At 60.8% G+C, this 15,057-nt stretch carries 13 protein-coding genes and 1 pseudogene; 7 read left to right on the top strand and 7 right to left on the bottom strand.

Features of this window, described 5'->3' with window-relative positions; genetic code table 11:
• Positions 1-53 precede the first annotated feature (53 nt).
• The 4 genes from ACLK1G_RS08910 to gcvH all read left to right on the top strand — a co-directional run bounded on the left by ACLK1G_RS08910 (position 54) and on the right by gcvH (position 4,586).
• Positions 54-1,058, top strand: a complete 1,005-nt coding sequence (locus ACLK1G_RS08910) for an extracellular solute-binding protein (protein ID WP_420765102.1) — start codon at positions 54-56, stop codon at positions 1,056-1,058.
• 214 nt (positions 1,059-1,272) lie between these two features.
• Positions 1,273-2,898: an ABC transporter permease gene (locus tag ACLK1G_RS08905; RefSeq protein ID WP_420765101.1), complete on the top strand. Its 1,626-nt coding sequence runs from the start codon at positions 1,273-1,275 to the stop codon at positions 2,896-2,898.
• Positions 2,899-3,066: 168 nt separating this feature from the next.
• Positions 3,067-4,149, top strand: coding sequence for a glycine cleavage system aminomethyltransferase GcvT (gcvT, locus tag ACLK1G_RS08900; protein WP_420765100.1), 1,083 nt, complete (start codon positions 3,067-3,069; stop codon positions 4,147-4,149).
• A 53-nt stretch (positions 4,150-4,202) separates the two neighbouring features.
• Positions 4,203-4,586 (top strand): glycine cleavage system protein GcvH, encoded by a 384-nt coding sequence (gcvH, locus tag ACLK1G_RS08895; RefSeq protein WP_420765099.1) that lies wholly within the window; start codon positions 4,203-4,205, stop codon positions 4,584-4,586.
• 95 nt (positions 4,587-4,681) lie between these two features.
• Here the strand turns inward: gcvH and ACLK1G_RS08890 are convergent, their stop codons facing one another.
• The 6 genes and pseudogenes from ACLK1G_RS08890 to ACLK1G_RS08865 form a co-directional block, all read right to left on the bottom strand.
• A complete protein-coding gene (locus ACLK1G_RS08890; RefSeq protein ID WP_420765098.1) occupies positions 4,682-5,350 on the bottom strand; it encodes an outer membrane protein in 669 nt (222 codons plus the stop codon).
• 213 nt (positions 5,351-5,563) lie between these two features.
• A complete protein-coding gene (locus tag ACLK1G_RS08885; protein WP_186633889.1) occupies positions 5,564-5,881 on the bottom strand; it encodes a DUF2388 domain-containing protein in 318 nt (105 codons plus the stop codon).
• A gap of 68 nt (positions 5,882-5,949) precedes the next feature.
• Positions 5,950-6,399, bottom strand: coding sequence for an NfeD family protein (locus ACLK1G_RS08880; protein WP_420765097.1), 450 nt, complete (start codon positions 6,397-6,399; stop codon positions 5,950-5,952).
• 7 nt (positions 6,400-6,406) lie between these two features.
• A pseudogene (locus ACLK1G_RS08875) lies at positions 6,407-7,326 on the bottom strand (SPFH domain-containing protein).
• Between the two features lie 125 nt (positions 7,327-7,451).
• Positions 7,452-9,236: a type IV pilus assembly ATPase TfpB gene (tfpB, locus tag ACLK1G_RS08870; RefSeq protein WP_420765096.1), complete on the bottom strand. Its 1,785-nt coding sequence runs from the start codon at positions 9,234-9,236 to the stop codon at positions 7,452-7,454.
• Between the two features lie 150 nt (positions 9,237-9,386).
• A complete protein-coding gene (locus ACLK1G_RS08865; RefSeq protein WP_420765095.1) occupies positions 9,387-9,725 on the bottom strand; it encodes a hypothetical protein in 339 nt (112 codons plus the stop codon).
• Between the two features lie 126 nt (positions 9,726-9,851).
• Between ACLK1G_RS08865 and ACLK1G_RS08860 the strand changes: the two genes are divergently transcribed.
• A complete protein-coding gene (locus ACLK1G_RS08860) occupies positions 9,852-10,322 on the top strand; it encodes an Lrp/AsnC family transcriptional regulator (RefSeq protein WP_420765094.1) in 471 nt (156 codons plus the stop codon).
• A 143-nt stretch (positions 10,323-10,465) separates the two neighbouring features.
• On the opposite strand, the gene ACLK1G_RS08855 is transcribed toward ACLK1G_RS08860, so the two are convergent.
• On the bottom strand, positions 10,466-11,833 hold the full coding sequence (locus tag ACLK1G_RS08855) for a CYTH domain-containing protein (RefSeq protein WP_420765093.1): 1,368 nt from the start codon (positions 11,831-11,833) through the stop codon (positions 10,466-10,468).
• Positions 11,834-11,990: 157 nt separating this feature from the next.
• Here ACLK1G_RS08855 and argE point away from each other — a divergent pair, with 157 nt between their 5' ends.
• Both argE and argA read left to right on the top strand, forming a co-directional pair.
• Positions 11,991-13,148, top strand: a complete 1,158-nt coding sequence (argE, locus tag ACLK1G_RS08850) for an acetylornithine deacetylase (RefSeq protein ID WP_420765092.1) — start codon at positions 11,991-11,993, stop codon at positions 13,146-13,148.
• Positions 13,149-13,285: 137 nt separating this feature from the next.
• Complete coding sequence (gene argA, locus ACLK1G_RS08845) at positions 13,286-14,584, top strand: amino-acid N-acetyltransferase (protein WP_420765091.1); 1,299 nt, start codon at positions 13,286-13,288, stop codon at positions 14,582-14,584.
• The last annotated feature ends 473 nt before the right edge of the window (positions 14,585-15,057 follow it).

Here is a 15,057-nt window from a genome sequence, read left to right as displayed (position 1 = left end):
TAAATGTGAGTCCTTATCATTTGCGCTCCGTTCACAATCGAGAGATCGCCACCATGTCGGCCACAAAACGCCTGCTGTCCGCCCTCGCCTTGGCCCTGATTGGCACTACCACGGCCCAGGCCGCCGATGAGGTGGTGGTCTATTCCTCGCGCATCGATGAATTGATCAAACCGGTTTTCGACGCGTATACCAAGAAGACCGGCGTAGCGGTGAAGTTCATTACCGACAAGGAAGCGCCGTTGATGCAGCGGATCAAGGCCGAAGGTGAAAACGCCACCGCCGACCTGTTGCTCACCGTGGACGCCGGGAACCTCTGGCAGGCCGAGCAGATGGGAATCCTGCAGCCCTTCACCTCGTCGGTCATCGACGCCAACATCCCGCCTCAATATCGCGCGTCCTCCCATGCCTGGACTGGCCTGAGCCTGCGGGCGCGGACAATCGCCTATTCCACTGACCGGGTCAAACCGGGTGAGTTGACCACTTATGAGGCGCTGGCGGGCAAGGAGTGGGAAGGCCGCCTGTGCCTGCGGACGTCGAAGAAAGTCTACAACCAGTCCCTGACCGCGACGCTGATCGAAACCCACGGCGCGGAAAAAACCGAGGAAATCCTCAAGGGTTGGGTCAAGAACCTCTCCACCGACGTGTTCTCCGACGACACTGCGCTGCTTGAAGCGATCAATGCCGGCCAGTGTGATGTCGGCATCGTCAACACCTATTACTACGGTCGCCTGCACCAGCAGAAGCCGGACCTGAAGGTCAAGTTGTTCTGGCCGAACCAGGCCGATCGGGGCGTGCACATCAACCTCTCGGGCATCGGCCTGACCAAGCACGCGCCGCACCCGGAAGCCGCGAAGAAGTTGGTGGAATGGATGACCACGCCTGAAGCGCAAAGCATCTTTGCTGACGTGAACCAGGAGTTTCCGGCGAATCCAAAAGTGGAACCCTCCAAGGAAGTCGCTGCCTGGGGCAAGTTCAAGGCCGATACCTTGCCAGTGGAAGTGGCCGGTAAGCGCCAGGCCGAAGCCATCCGCATGATGGACCGTGCTGGCTGGAATTGAGACGCGATTGCTCAGTCCATCGATGAAGTGTGGCGAGGGAGCTTGCTCCCGCGGGATCGGGCTGGCGCTCCAGGGCGAAGCCCTCCCCAACTATCGACCGGGTCTATCTGACGGGGCATGATCCGGATCGTTGGGGCTATTTCGTAGCCCAGCAGGAGCAAGCTCCCTTGCCACATGAGCCCTTTGTCAGTAATGACGCGAACGAGAACTTTCCTTGACCCACCCCGCCCAACGCCGCTGGTATCCCCTGGTCTTCGCCGTCGCTGCGCTAGTCTTGTTGCCCTTGAGCGTGCTGCTGCTGTCCTGGCAGAGCATTGATCTACAAATCTGGTCCCATTTGTGGGACACCCAGATGCCACGCCTGTTGGGTAACACCCTCACGCTGATCTTTGGTGTAGGTGTCGGGGTGACGCTGCTGGGCGTGAGCCTGGCCTGGCTCACGAGCCTTTGCGAATTTCCCGGCCGTCGATGGCTCGACTGGGCGCTGATGCTGCCGTTCGCGGTGCCTGCCTATGTATTGGCATTTGTCTTCGTAGGCCTGCTGGACTTTGCCGGTCCGGTGCAAACGTTGCTGCGCGAATGGTTTGGCAGTGGCCTGCGCCTGCCTCGGGTGCGTTCCACTGGCGGTGTGATCCTGGTGCTGGTCCTGGTGTTCTACCCCTATGTCTACCTGCTGGCGCGAAGCGCTTTCCTGGCGCAAGGCAAGGGCCTGATGGAAGCGGCGCGGGTGCTCGGACAATCGCCTTGGCAGGCGTTCTGGCGTGTGGCGCTGCCGATGGCCAGGCCGGCAATCGGCGCCGGCGTGGCGCTGGCGCTGATGGAAACCCTGGCGGACTTCGGTGCGGTATCAGTGTTCAACTTCGACACCTTCACCACGGCCATCTACAAGACCTGGTACGGGTTTTTCAGCCTTTCCAGCGCAGCCCAGCTGGCCAGTCTCCTGTTGTTGACGGTCATGGTGGTCCTCTACGGCGAACGCCGCGCCCGGGGCGCCCAGCGGGCCGGCAACGAGCGACCGCGAGCCCAGGCGCTATACCACTTGCGAGGACTCAAGGCGGTGGCGGCCAGCGGCTGGTGCCTACTGGTTTTCGCCTGTGCGTTTGTCATTCCGCTCATGCAATTGGTGGTCTGGTTTTGGCAGCGCGGTCGTTTCGACCTGGATGAGCGTTACGCCGGGTTGATTCTCCATACCCTCTACCTGGGCGGACTCGCGGCACTTGTCACGGTTTGCGTCGCCTTGCTGCTTGCCTTCGCTCGACGTCTGGCGCCGACCCGGTCGATCCGCGCCGGTGTCGGTCTGGCGAACCTGGGCTACGCCTTGCCCGGTTCGGTGCTGGCGGTATCGATCATGCTTGCGTTCAGTTATCTGGATCGCGAGCTGGTCATCCCGCTGTCGACACTGCTCGGAGGCGCGGGCAAGCCGTTGCTGCTGGGCAGTTTGTCGGCGCTGTTGCTGGCGTACCTGGTGCGTTTCCTGGCCGTGGCCTACGGCCCGTTGGAAAGCAGCCTGGCGCGTATTCGCCCGTCGTTGCCCGAAGCCGCACGAAGTCTCGGGGTGAGTGGGCCGCGACTGTTTTTCAAAGTGTATCTGCCGTTGCTGCTCCCTGGCACCCTGAGCGCCGCGCTGCTGGTATTCGTCGATGTGCTCAAGGAAATGCCGGCGACTTTGCTGATGCGCCCGTTTGGCTGGGACACGCTGGCGGTGCGGATCTTTGAAATGACCAGCGAAGGGGAGTGGGCGCGGGCCGCCCTGCCGGCGCTGAGCCTGGTGCTGGTGGGGCTGCTGCCAGTCATCGGATTGATACGGCGTTCGGCCCATCGACGCGTTCTGAGTGAATAGAGCACACGCCTAGGTGCCAGCCTTGGATCATGCGGATACAATGCGCGGCATTCGGTGCGGTCCGTCTGTCGGACCGGGTAGCTAGGAGCGTCGGAAAATTCTTTTTTCAGGCGTTCGGGCTGTGGCAGTACCCATCCGCACCTTCGCCAAGCCCGGAAGGAGAAACCCATGGGACAGCGTACGCCTCTGTATGACCTTCATCTCGCTCTCGGCGCGAAAATGGTCGATTTTGGCGGTTGGGATATGCCCTTGCACTATGGATCGCAAGTTGAAGAGCACCATCAGGTGCGTCGCGACTGCGGTGTATTCGATGTATCCCACATGACCGTGATCGATGTAGCCGGCCCCCAGGCCAAAGCCTGGCTGCAGCGCCTGCTGGCCAACGACGTCGATCGCTTGCAGGACACTGGTCGCGCGTTGTACAGCACGATGCTCAACGAGCGCGGCGGCATTGTCGACGACATGATCATCTATCGTGTCGAGGACGGTTACCGGTTGGTGTTCAACGCCTCGACACGCGACCAGGACCTGGCCTGGATGCAAGCGCAACTCGGCGATTACGCAGTGCAGCTGCACGAGCGTGCCGAACTGGCGATGCTGGCTATCCAAGGCCCCCAGGCCCGGCACAAGATTGCCGAGCTGGTTACGCAACCACGCGGCCAGTTGATCCAGCAACTCAAGCCCTTCGAAGGGCGCGCCGACGGTGATTGGTTCATTGCCCGTACCGGCTATACCGGAGAAGACGGCCTGGAAATTGTTCTGCCGGCCCGTGAGGCCCCGAGTTTCTTCAACGACCTGGTGGGTGCCGGTATTCCTCCCATCGGACTCGGCGCCCGCGATACCTTGCGCCTGGAAGCCGGCATGAACCTCTACGGCCAGGACATCCACCAGGATATTTCACCGTTGGCCTCGAACATGGCCTGGAGCATTGCCTGGGAACCGGCGAGCCGTCAGTTCATCGGTCGCGCGGCGCTGGAGGCTGAACTTGCCGCCGGCGTGCAGCACAAACTGGTGGGGTTGGTGCTGGAAGAGCGCGGTGTATTGCGCGCCCACCAAGTGGTCCGTATCGCCAATGTTGGCGAAGGAGAGATCACCAGTGGTAGTTTTTCTCCTACGCTTAGCAAGTCGATTGCCCTGGCACGCGTTCCGATGGCTACCGCCGACCGTGCCGAGGTGGAAATTCGTGGCAAGTGGTACCCGGTACGAGTGGTCAAGCCGACCTTCGTCCGCCATGGCAAAACCCTGATCTGATTTTTTACGGCGGGCCGCCGGCCGCTGACACTTTTTCTTGAGGACACAGAATTATGAGCGATATCCCTGCCGAACTGCGATTTGCCGAAAGCCACGAGTGGGCACGCCTGGAAGCCGACGGTACCGTCACCGTGGGCATCAGCGACCATGCACAGGAAGCGTTGGGCGACGTGGTGTTTGTCGAGCTGACTGAAGTCGGTAAAGTTTTTGCTGCAGGCGATCAAGCCGGCGTGGTGGAATCGGTCAAGGCCGCTTCCGATATCTATGCCCCGGTTTCGGGAGAAGTGATTGCAATCAACGAAGAGCTGGGTGGTTCACCAGAGCTGCTGAACTCTGATCCGTACGGCGCCTGGATTTTCAAGCTTCAGCCAAGCGACAAGGCCGAGCTGGACAAGTTGCTTGATGCGGCCGGCTACAAAGCTGCAATCGGCGAATAACCCGGACCTGGCTAGAGCTCACCGGGCCAAAAATGCCGCTCAACTGAGCGGCATTTTTTATGAGAGTGCACCGCAGTTCTGATTTGTGTCTCAGATCAGAACGCCATCCGTGCCTCGACGTAGAGGTTCTGTTCGCGCAATTTGCCCTTGAGCTGTTCGTCCCGAGCGTTGATGCGATTGGCAAAGGTGTTGTAACCGGTTTCGATATCGCCCATGTCAACGTAGCGATAACCAGTGCCAAGGGTGAGTTGCTGGCTGAGCTTGATATCCGCCCCTACGCCCAGTGCATAGGCGAAGTTGTTCTGGCTGTTGTTTGCGAATCGTCGCGAAGGGTTGGACTGGTAACCCTCGGAATCGATAAACGCCACACCCAGGCCAGCCATGGCGTACAGCGAAAAATGTTGGTTAAGCGGGAAGTTTTTGTACCCGTTGATCATCAAGCGGCTGGACGAAACTTGCATATTGTTGACGTTGGCATCGAACGGCGCCCAATGACTCTTGAACTCCGAATTCTGTTTGAGTGAATACTCGGTTTCCAGCCGCCAGTTGCCTTCGAATCCATAGCCAACCGCTACAGATCCGCCAACGTCTTTGCTGCTGGTCGGGCTGACAACACGATTGTTGACTCTGGGGCTGGTAAGGAGGGCATCGGAAAGATCTTGCTGCACGCTCAGGATTTTTATCGAGCCGTATAGGCCCTCGGCATGTGACGTGGTGGTAAGTGCGGCGGTGATCAGCAGCAACGAAAGGCATGGCTTGTTCATGAGTATCGGTTCGCATTGTGGGTAAAGTTCGAATCGATAGAGTTTGCAGTGCCAGCCTCGCACGTTTGTATCAGAGCCTTCCTCCGCGGGCAGGTGAACTTTCATCGTAGCGGCGGGGTTGTTGGCCGGTTCGATGTAGGAAAGAAGCTCAGCAGTTGTTTGCCCATAAAAAAAATGCCGCTCGATCGAGCGGCATTTTTCATGGGGCGGGAATCACTCCTGGGCAATGGCGTTCTTCGCCAGGATCGCGTTGGCCAGTTCCATGTCGGTGGCTTGCAGGCCAGGGTTGTCGGCACGGACTTTCTGCATGGCCGCTTCCAGGTAAGGGCCACGAATGCCGCCGTCACTGGCGACGAAGCTGCCGGCGTCGTCCTGGGCGGCGACGATCAGCTTGTTATCCTTGAAGGTCAGGTAGGTGGAACCGGTGGTTGCGCCGGACGAAATGACGTTACGCCAAAACGTGTCGGCCATTGCCGAGCCCACGGGGAGAGAAAGCAAGGCCAGGGTCGCGACAGCAAGTTTGAGACGCATGATAGGTGACTCCACAGGGTTAACTATGACGTTGGATTACGGTTGCCCCGGTTCAGTTCCATAGCACGTCAGTCAGCCCTTTCCACTGTCAATACCGTACCTTCCTGTGCCACCACCCTGACCCGCGTGCCAATGGACAGGTCGGGGCCCTTCGCCAACCAGACGCCGTCGGCCACCCTGATCTTGCCGCGCCCATCGACAATCGCCTCGTGGACCTGGAACACCTTGCCGATCAGCTCCTGCCCGCGCAGGTTCAGGTGCGGCTGGTCGCTTTGGCGGATGGCGCTGCGCTGGCGTCGCCACCAATACAGGGCTGTCGCGATAGCGAACAGGCCGAACAGCAGGAACTGGATCTCCCACACCAATTGCGGCAGGACGAACGTCAGCACGCCGACCGCTGCGGCGGCTATGCCAATCCACAGCAGGTATCCGCCCGCGCCGAACACTTCCAGTATCAACAGGATGACGCCCAGCGCCAGCCAGTCCCAATAAGACAATTGCTGCAGGAACAGCCACATACGCGCCTCAGGCTTTCTTGTTGTCGAAGGTGGCCTTGACGATTTCGCCAATGCCGCCCACCGCACCGATGACCTGGCTGGCTTCCAGCGGCATCAGGATCACCTTGCTGTTGTTGGCCGAGGCCAACTGCCCCAGCGCATCGATGTATTTTTGCGCAACGAAGTAGTTCACGGCCTGTACGTACCGTCGGCGATTGCCTGGGACACCACCTGGGTGGCGAGGGCTTCGGCTTGCGCCTGGCGTTCACGTGCCTCGGATTCAAGGAACGCGGCCTGGCGGCTGCCCTCGGCTTCGAGGATCTGGGCCTGTTTCTTGCCCTCGGCGGTAAGAATCGCCGACGCTCGCAGCCCCTCGGCTTCCAGGATCTGTGCACGCTTGATACGTTCGGCTTTCATCTGCCCCGACATGGCGGCCATCAGGTCGGCCGGTGGGCTGATGTCCTTGATCTCGATCCGCGTGATCTTGATGCCCCACGGCGCCGTGGCTTCGTCGACCGTGCGCAGCAACTTCTCGTTGATACCGTCGCGCTGGCTCAACATGGCGTCCAGTTCCATGGAGCCCAGCACCGTGCGGATGTTGGTCTGCAGCAGGTTGCGGATGGCGTGTTCGAGGTTGTTGACCTCGTAGGCGGCCTGGGCGGTATTGACCACCTGGAAGAAACACACGGCGTCGATCTGCACTGTAGCGTTGTCGGCGGTGATGACTTCCTGGGGCGGGATGTCCAGCACGCTTTCCATGACGTTGATCTTGCGCCCGATGCGGTCCATCACGGGAATGATGATGTTCAGGCCAGGCTTGAGCGTATTGGTATAGCGGCCGAACCGCTCGACCGTCCATTGATAACCCTGGGGCACCACTTTGAACCCCATGAACAGGATGGCGACCACGAGGCCGATGAAGAGTAGAAGCACGCTGCCGATCTGCATGACGGTTCCCTGTACGAATTGAATGGACCTGCTAACCCTGAGTGTAGGGCAAGCGGCCATTATCTTCGCTACGGTCCGTTCCGGTATGTCTGTGGGACGTTTCCGGTCCCTGAGCCGGACCGTGCCTACTTCTGCTCGCTCTGTGGTGTCACTCGTAATACTTCCTCGACCGTGGTCAAGCCCGCCGCCACCTTTTGCGCGCCCGAGAGTCGCAGGCTTCGCATGCCTTCCTTGAACGCCTGGCGGCGCACGGCAAGCAGGTCGGTGTCGGGATGGATCAAGGCTCTGACGCTGTCGCTCAGTTGCATGATCTCGTACACCCCGGCGCGACCGCGATAACCGGTGTCACGGCATTCCGAGCAACCCACGGCCTGATGGGCATTGGTGGGCAACGGCGCCTGCCAGGGACGCGTCAGGGTTTGCCAGTCGTCTTCGTCCAGGGTCAGGGGAGCCTTGCAATGCGGGCACAATGTTCGCACCAGGCGCTGGGCCATGACGCCGAGCACCGTCGCTTTGATCAGGTAATGCGGCACGCCGAGTTCCAGCAGCCGGCTGATGGCGCTCGGTGCATCGTTGGTGTGCAGGGTCGAGAGCACGAGGTGCCCGGTGAGCGCTGCCTGGATCGCCATTTCAGCGGTCTCGAGGTCGCGGATCTCGCCGATCATGATGATGTCCGGGTCTTGCCGCATCAATGCGCGTACCCCCGCGGCAAACGACAGCTCGATGTTGTGCTGGACCTGCATCTGGTTGAAGGACGCCTCGACCATTTCAATCGGATCTTCGATGGTGCAGAGATTCACTTCAGGCGTCGCCAGTTTCTTCAGCGTGGTGTACAGGGTCGTGGTCTTGCCGGACCCGGTGGGGCCCGTGACCAGGATGATGCCGTTGGGCTGGCGAGTCATGTCCTGCCAGCGGCGCAGGTCGTCGACAGAGAAGCCGAGCTGGTCGAAATCCTTGAGCAGCACTTCCGGGTCGAAGATCCGCATGACCATTTTCTCGCCGAACGCGGTCGGCAAGGTCGACAGTCGCAACTCCACCTCGCCGCCGTCCGGGGTCTTGGTCTTCACGCGGCCGTCCTGGGGCTTGCGCTTTTCGGCGACGTTCATCCGGCCCAGGCTCTTGAGCCGGCTGATGATGGCCATCGTCACCTGTGGCGGAAATTGATAGACGGTGTGCAGCACGCCGTCGATGCGGAAACGCACGGTGCCTTGCTCGCGGCGCGGTTCGATATGGATATCGCTGGCCCGTTGCTGGAAGGCGTATTGGAACAGCCAGTCGACGATATTGACGATATGCGCGTCGTTGGCATCCGGCTCCTGATCGCTGGCGCCCAGGTTGAGCAGTTGTTCGAAGTTGGTCAGATTGCTGGGTTGCTGGTCGACCGTGGTCGCGCCGCTGACCGACTTGGCCAGCCGATAGAACTCCACGCTCAGGCGCTGGATGTCCACAGGGTTGGCCACCACGCGCTTGACCGGCAACTTGAGAACGTGGGTCAGGTCCGCTTCCCAGCTGCTGACATAGGGCTGGGCGCTGGCGACCGTCACGGCGTCCCGGTCCACCGCTACCGCGAGGATCTTGTGGCGTTGGGCAAAGGCGTAGGACATCAGCGGCGTGACGGCCGCGACGTTGATCTTCAACGGGTCGATGCGCATGTAGGGCTGGTCGGCCTGCTGGGCCAGCCACAACGTCAGGTTCTCCAGGTCCAGGCGCTTGCCGGGACGGCTGAGGTCGTCGAGATGCTGGTTGGCGATGAATTCCAATGGGTGCAGCTGGCTGTTGGCGTTATGGCGCCGACGGGCATTGAGCGCAGTCTCGGCAGAGTCCTGGCTGATGAGGCCTTGGGCAACCAGTTGGCGCAGCAGGTCGTTGAGGTCCAGCCAGCGGTCCTGAGTGGCGTGTTTGGTGGACATAGGCGTTCGGGTTCCTATTGGACAATTGCAGCAAAGCCGCGATTCAGACGCTTCGGCGTCATGGCTCGTTCTGCAAAAGAATAGTCCCGACCCTGCGGACCGTTGGGCCACTACCCGACCAATGCGTTTCCAATTCTTGCCTGGAGGCCCTCAACCTGCCGCCAGCACCGGCTCGGCGCGCGCGATATCAGCGTCTTGCAAGTCGACTGAACAGACGCTTATCAGGTTACGCAATTTTTCAGCGATGACTTGGGCGCGGTGCCAGCTCAGCCCGGTCAGGAGGCATTCCATCGAGAGCAATTCGTCGAGACGTTCGATGCGTGCGGTTTCCAGAACAAGGCCCTGCAAGGCGAACAGGTTGAGCACCCGGCAGGGCAGGTCCGCCTCGGCTTCCCCGAGCAAATGAAAGCGGGCGCGACAATAGGGATTGGCGGTGTGCCAGACGTCGGCGCGGAGCGCGGCGGTGCCGGGGGCTTGCAAAGAGGGCATGGCATTTCTCCTGAGATTGGAGAGAAATCTTTGCATGGGATTGGGGGTATTTCTTATCTAAAATAAGCTTATTCGCCAACCTGGCGAATTGGATAAACCATGTGATGGCCTTATCGGGGATTTTTTATGCAAAGCGAGCTGGACGGGTTTGATCGCAAGATATTGGCCTTGTTGCAGGAAGACGCTTCGCTCTCCAGCGCGCAGATCGCCGAACGGGTAGGTTTGTCCCAATCGCCATGCTGGCGGCGGATTCAGCGGATGAAGGAAGAAGGGATCATTCGCGGGCAGGTGACGTTGCTGGATCGTAAGAAAATCGGCCTGAACACGCAGACCTTCGCCGAAATCAAGCTCAACGCCCACGGCCGCTCGAATTTTACCGAGTTCACCGAGGCGATCCGCGGCTTTCCGGAAGTATTGGAATGCTACGTGCTGATGGGGTCGGTGGATTTCTTGCTGCGCATTGTCACGGCGGACATCGAGGCCTACGAGCGCTTCTTTTTCGAGAAGCTGTCGATGGTGCCGGGAATCCAGGAAGTGAATTCGATCGTGGCGCTGTCGGAGATCAAGTCGACGACGAGTTTGCCGGTGGTGCGCTGAGCTTGTTTTTGCGATGTTTGGGCTGGCCTCATCGCGAGCAAGCTCGCTCCCACAGTTGATCTTCAGCGGCCACAAGATCTGTGTGCACGCTGGACCCCTGTGGGAGCGAGCTTGCTCCGGGCGGCGATCCGACGATGGCGATCTTACAGGCGCAGCAAAGTCTTCCAGGCCCGATTCTGATACACCGCGATCGCCTGTTGCTTGCGCGCGTCCAGGAGTTCGTCGGTGATCGGTTCGTTGGCCAGCTGCGCCAGCTTGTTCAGCTCACCGTAGAGTCGGTCCATTTCAGGGATTTCCAGCACCTGGCGGGCGTGATGCAGCCAGGCCTGGATGCGTTCGATGCGCGGCAGTTGTTCGGCGAGGTCTTCCGGCTGCTGTTGGTAGCGTTGCAGTTGCAGCGACGAAGCTTCTTCGCCCAGCAGCCGTGGCAGCCAACTGCCCAGTTGCGCCGCGCCCTGGCGATTGCCCCGGGTGTTGCGGTCGGCGGCCCAACTGCGGGCCAGCAGCCAGCGTGACGCTTGGAGAGAGAAGAGGCCCCAACGCGGGTCCTGCAGCTCCTCGAGGAATTGCTCCGGCGCGGCCTTGCGCACGTCTTCGTCTTCGATGCCGGCCTGAACCAGTGGACGCCAGTCCTCCAGCAGCGCGTCCAGGGCCACCCGCAGGTCGTGGGTCGACTGGCGCGGCGCGGCCTGGCCGAGGCTGCTGAGCAGGGCACGCAGTTCGGCGAGATTTTCCACCCAGTCTTGCAGCAGGCGCCAATGGCCGTTGAAACGGTACTGCTCGGCCAGGCGCTGGCTGCTCCCTAGCAGGTGCCAGCTCAGTGCGGCGAAGGCGTCGTCCAGCGGCGTTTCAGCGGTCAATTGCGGGGCCGGAAGGCTCAGGGCATAACTGCTCGCATCATGCAGGCGATAGCCGCGTTCGGCCTTGCTGATGTCGCACGGCATCAAGGGCAGGGTCACGGCCAGTTCGGCGGCCAGTTCCAGCAAGGCGGCGGGTTCGCCTTCGCGCAGTTCAAGTTCCAGCTCGCAGATTTCTTCCTTCTGCTTGCCCACCACGACGTGGCCCAGGTCCAGGGCGGCTTCGATGACCACTTTGCTCTTGCCACGGCCCCAGGCGATTTCGGCGCGTTCGCGAACGAAGTCGGTGGTGAAGATCGCTTTGAGGGTTTTTTTGTCCAGGTCAGCCAGCGCCTCGGGCCAGCATTCGCCGTCGAGTTTCTTCAGATCGAGCTTGGCCTTGGGCAGGTGCCAATCGTATTCGTTGCGCTCGGACAGGCCAGCGATGCTCTGGCCCCGCGTTTTGAGGGTCTGGATCACTGCTTCGCCATCGCGACGCAGGCGCAGGGCGACCTTGGCCTGAGCCAGGTCGCGTTCTGGAGTGTCGAAGTACTGGTTCATCAGTTCGTGGCGTTCCCAGCCACTCTTGTTGCGTTTTTTCAACAGCGGATGCTCACGCAACGCTGCCAGGGTCTCGCGGCTGACGCGGAATTTGATTTCGGTTTCTTTCTGCATGGCCGGAAAATCCAGGGATCGGGTGCGCAGCCGGAGGAAGGTGTGGCTGCCAAGGCCGTGCAGTGTACAGGACTCGTCGAGCCTACGCGCCGAACGGTTCCATCCTTGCGCTCGATGGCTCTATGATGGACTTCAATTTGCAAGTCCGGAGCCAGCGATGCCTTTGCCGTCCATGAAAGACCAATTCGCTGCCCTGATCGCTGCACCGTCGGTCAGCTGCACCCAGCCCGCGCTGGATCAGTCCAACGGCACCGTCATCGAACTGCTGGCGGGCTGGCTCTCCGAGCTTGGGTTTCGCTGCGACATCCAACAGGTCAGCCCCGGCAAGTTCAACCTTTTGGCCAGTTTCGGCACGGGCCCTGGCGGGCTGGTACTGGCCGGCCACAGTGACACGGTGCCGTTCGACGGCGCGTTATGGCAGACCGATCCGCTGAAGCTCACCGAAATCGATGGGCGTTGGGTGGGCCTGGGCAGTTGCGACATGAAAGGCTTCTTCGCCCTGGCCATCGAGGCGGTCAGGCCGCTGCTGGACCAACCGTTCAAGCAACCGTTGCTGATCCTCGCCACCTGCGATGAAGAGAGCTCCATGGCCGGCGCCCGGGCCCTGGCGGATGCCGGTCGTCCGTTGGGCCGCGCTGCGGTGATCGGCGAGCCCACCGGCCTGCGACCGATTCGCCTGCACAAGGGCGTGATGATGGAGCGCATCGACATCCTCGGGCGCAGCGGCCATTCCTCCGACCCGAGCCTGGGCCACAGCGCCCTCGAGGCCATGCACGACGCCATGGGCGAACTGCGCGGTTTGCGCCTGCAATGGCAGCGTGAATTCCGTAATCCACAATTCACCGTGCCGCAACCGACGCTGAATTTCGGCTGCATCCACGGCGGTGACAATCCCAATCGAATTTGTGGGCAATGTTCCATGGAGTTCGACTTGCGCCCCCTTCCGGGCATGGACCCTGAAGTGCTGCGGGCGGCGATCCGGCAGAAGCTCGATCCCATCGCCGAGCGGCATAAGGTCAAGATCGACTACGCTCCGTTGTTCCCTGAAGTCCCTCCGTTCGAACAGCCCGAAGACTGCGCATTGGTGCGCGTAGCCGAGCGGCTGACCGGTTATCGCGCCGAAGCAGTGGCGTTCGGCACCGAAGCGCCTTATCTTCAGCGCCTTGGCTGCGAAACCCTGGTGATGGGCCCTGGCGATATCGCCTGCGCCCATCAGCCCGGCGAGTACCTTGAAATGTCACGTTTGCAACCTACCGTGCAATTGCTCCGTCAGTTGATCGGTCATTACTGCCTGACGCCGACCACGGCCGATTAAATTGCCCGCGTGCGGGCCCGTATCCATCACATGAGGAGAGCGCGCGTGTCGCCAAGCCTGTTCCGACGATAACCACCAGCCCGCTGTGCGTTCTGTTTCGTCTTTTTTCGGCTGTTATTTATTACAGGTCCAGGTTCATGCCCGAATACGTCAATTGGCTTCGTCACGCTTCGCCTTACATCAATGCCCACCGCGATTGCACCTTCATCGTCATGCTGCCTGGCGACGGGGTCGAGCACCCCAACTTCGGCAACATCGTCCATGACCTGGTGCTGCTGCACAGCCTCGGCGTGCGCCTGGTGCTGGTCCATGGTTCTCGCCCGCAGATTGAAACCCGCCTGGCCGCACGGGGCCTGACGCCCCATTACCATCACGGCATGCGCATCACCGATGCCGCGACGCTGGAATGCGTGATCGACGCGGTCGGCCAGTTGCGCATCGCCATCGAGGCACGCCTGTCCATGGACATGGCGTCATCGCCGATGCAAGGTTCGCGGTTGCGGGTCGCCAGTGGGAACCTGGTCACCGCCCGGCCGATCGGCGTGCTCGAGGGTGTGGATTATCACCACACCGGTGAAGTGCGCCGGGTCGATCGCAAGGGCATCAATCGCCTGCTGGACGAGCGTTCCATCGTGCTGCTGTCGCCGTTGGGCTATTCGCCCACCGGGGAGATCTTCAACCTCGCCTGCGAAGACGTCGCCACTCGGGCCGCCATCGACCTGGCGGCGGACAAGCTGCTGCTGTTCGGCGCCGAGCAAGGCCTGATTGGCGAAGATGGCCGACTGGTCCGTGAGCTGCGCCCGCAACAGGTCCCGGCCCATATGCAGCGCTTGGGCAGCGACTACCAAGCCGAACTGCTGGATGCGGCGGCCCAGGCCTGCCGCGGCGGTGTTGCCCGCAGCCATATCGTCAGCTATGCCGAAAACGGCGCGCTGCTGGCCGAATTGTTCACTCGCGATGGCAGCGGCACACTGGTGGCCCAGGAGCAGTTCGAGGTGGTGCGCGAAGCGGCCATCGAAGACGTCGGCGGATTGCTCGACCTCATCAGTCCTCTGGAAGAACAGGGCATCCTGGTGCGCCGTTCCCGTGAGGTGTTGGAGCGTGAGATCGAACAGTTCAGCGTGGTAGAGCGCGAAGGAATGATCATCGCTTGCGCGGCGCTCTACCAGATCGCCGATTCGGATGCCGGTGAGCTGGCCTGTCTGGCGGTGAATCCGGAGTATCGCCACGGTGGCCGGGGCGATGAATTGCTCGAACGGATCGAAACCCGGGCCCGTGCCCAGGGGCTCAAGACGTTGTTCGTATTGACGACGCGCACGGCCCATTGGTTTCGTGAGCGGGGCTTCGAACCCAGCAGCGTCGAGCGCCTGCCTGCGGCCCGGGCTTCGCTCTACAACTACCAGCGCAATTCGAAAATCTTCGAAAAAACCCTGTAGGCAGCCATTCGGAAAACTGGCGTTACCGCGGTCTTCTTGATTTCAGACAATGAGCAGCTAGTCTGGATCCCGTCAAGATCGCGGCATACCCGAGCGGTGGTTGACAGGATCGAAGGCGCAGGAGGCGCGCAAACACATCTCTGCGCCAGGCTTTTGCGGGTCTCCCAAGCTGGCGACAAAACACCATTCAGTAATCCTTTGCGCCGCCGATAAGACGTTTCACGGCTTGATGACGCAGTGATGGCACTTATATGTCAAAAAACGCTGAAAACTGTCGAAACAATTCTTTTTGGATTTATAAATAATCCTTTATTCTCCGGGCCGGTGTCGCGGGGTTAGACCATGGTCGTAGACCGAAAGGGTTACGGTTGACTTGCCAGTCACGGTCTGGCGCTAATCGCGCATCCGCGGATTCCGGGCGTTCGATTCGGAACCAAAGACACACAAGAATTAGAAAACGAGAGGAGCGAAGC

The sequence above is a fragment of the Pseudomonas algeriensis genome, from assembly GCF_048847255.1.
Lineage (GTDB): Bacteria > Pseudomonadota > Gammaproteobacteria > Pseudomonadales > Pseudomonadaceae > Aquipseudomonas.
Note: the sequence above shows the minus strand (reverse complement) of the source record. Positions and strands in the feature narration are given on the sequence as shown.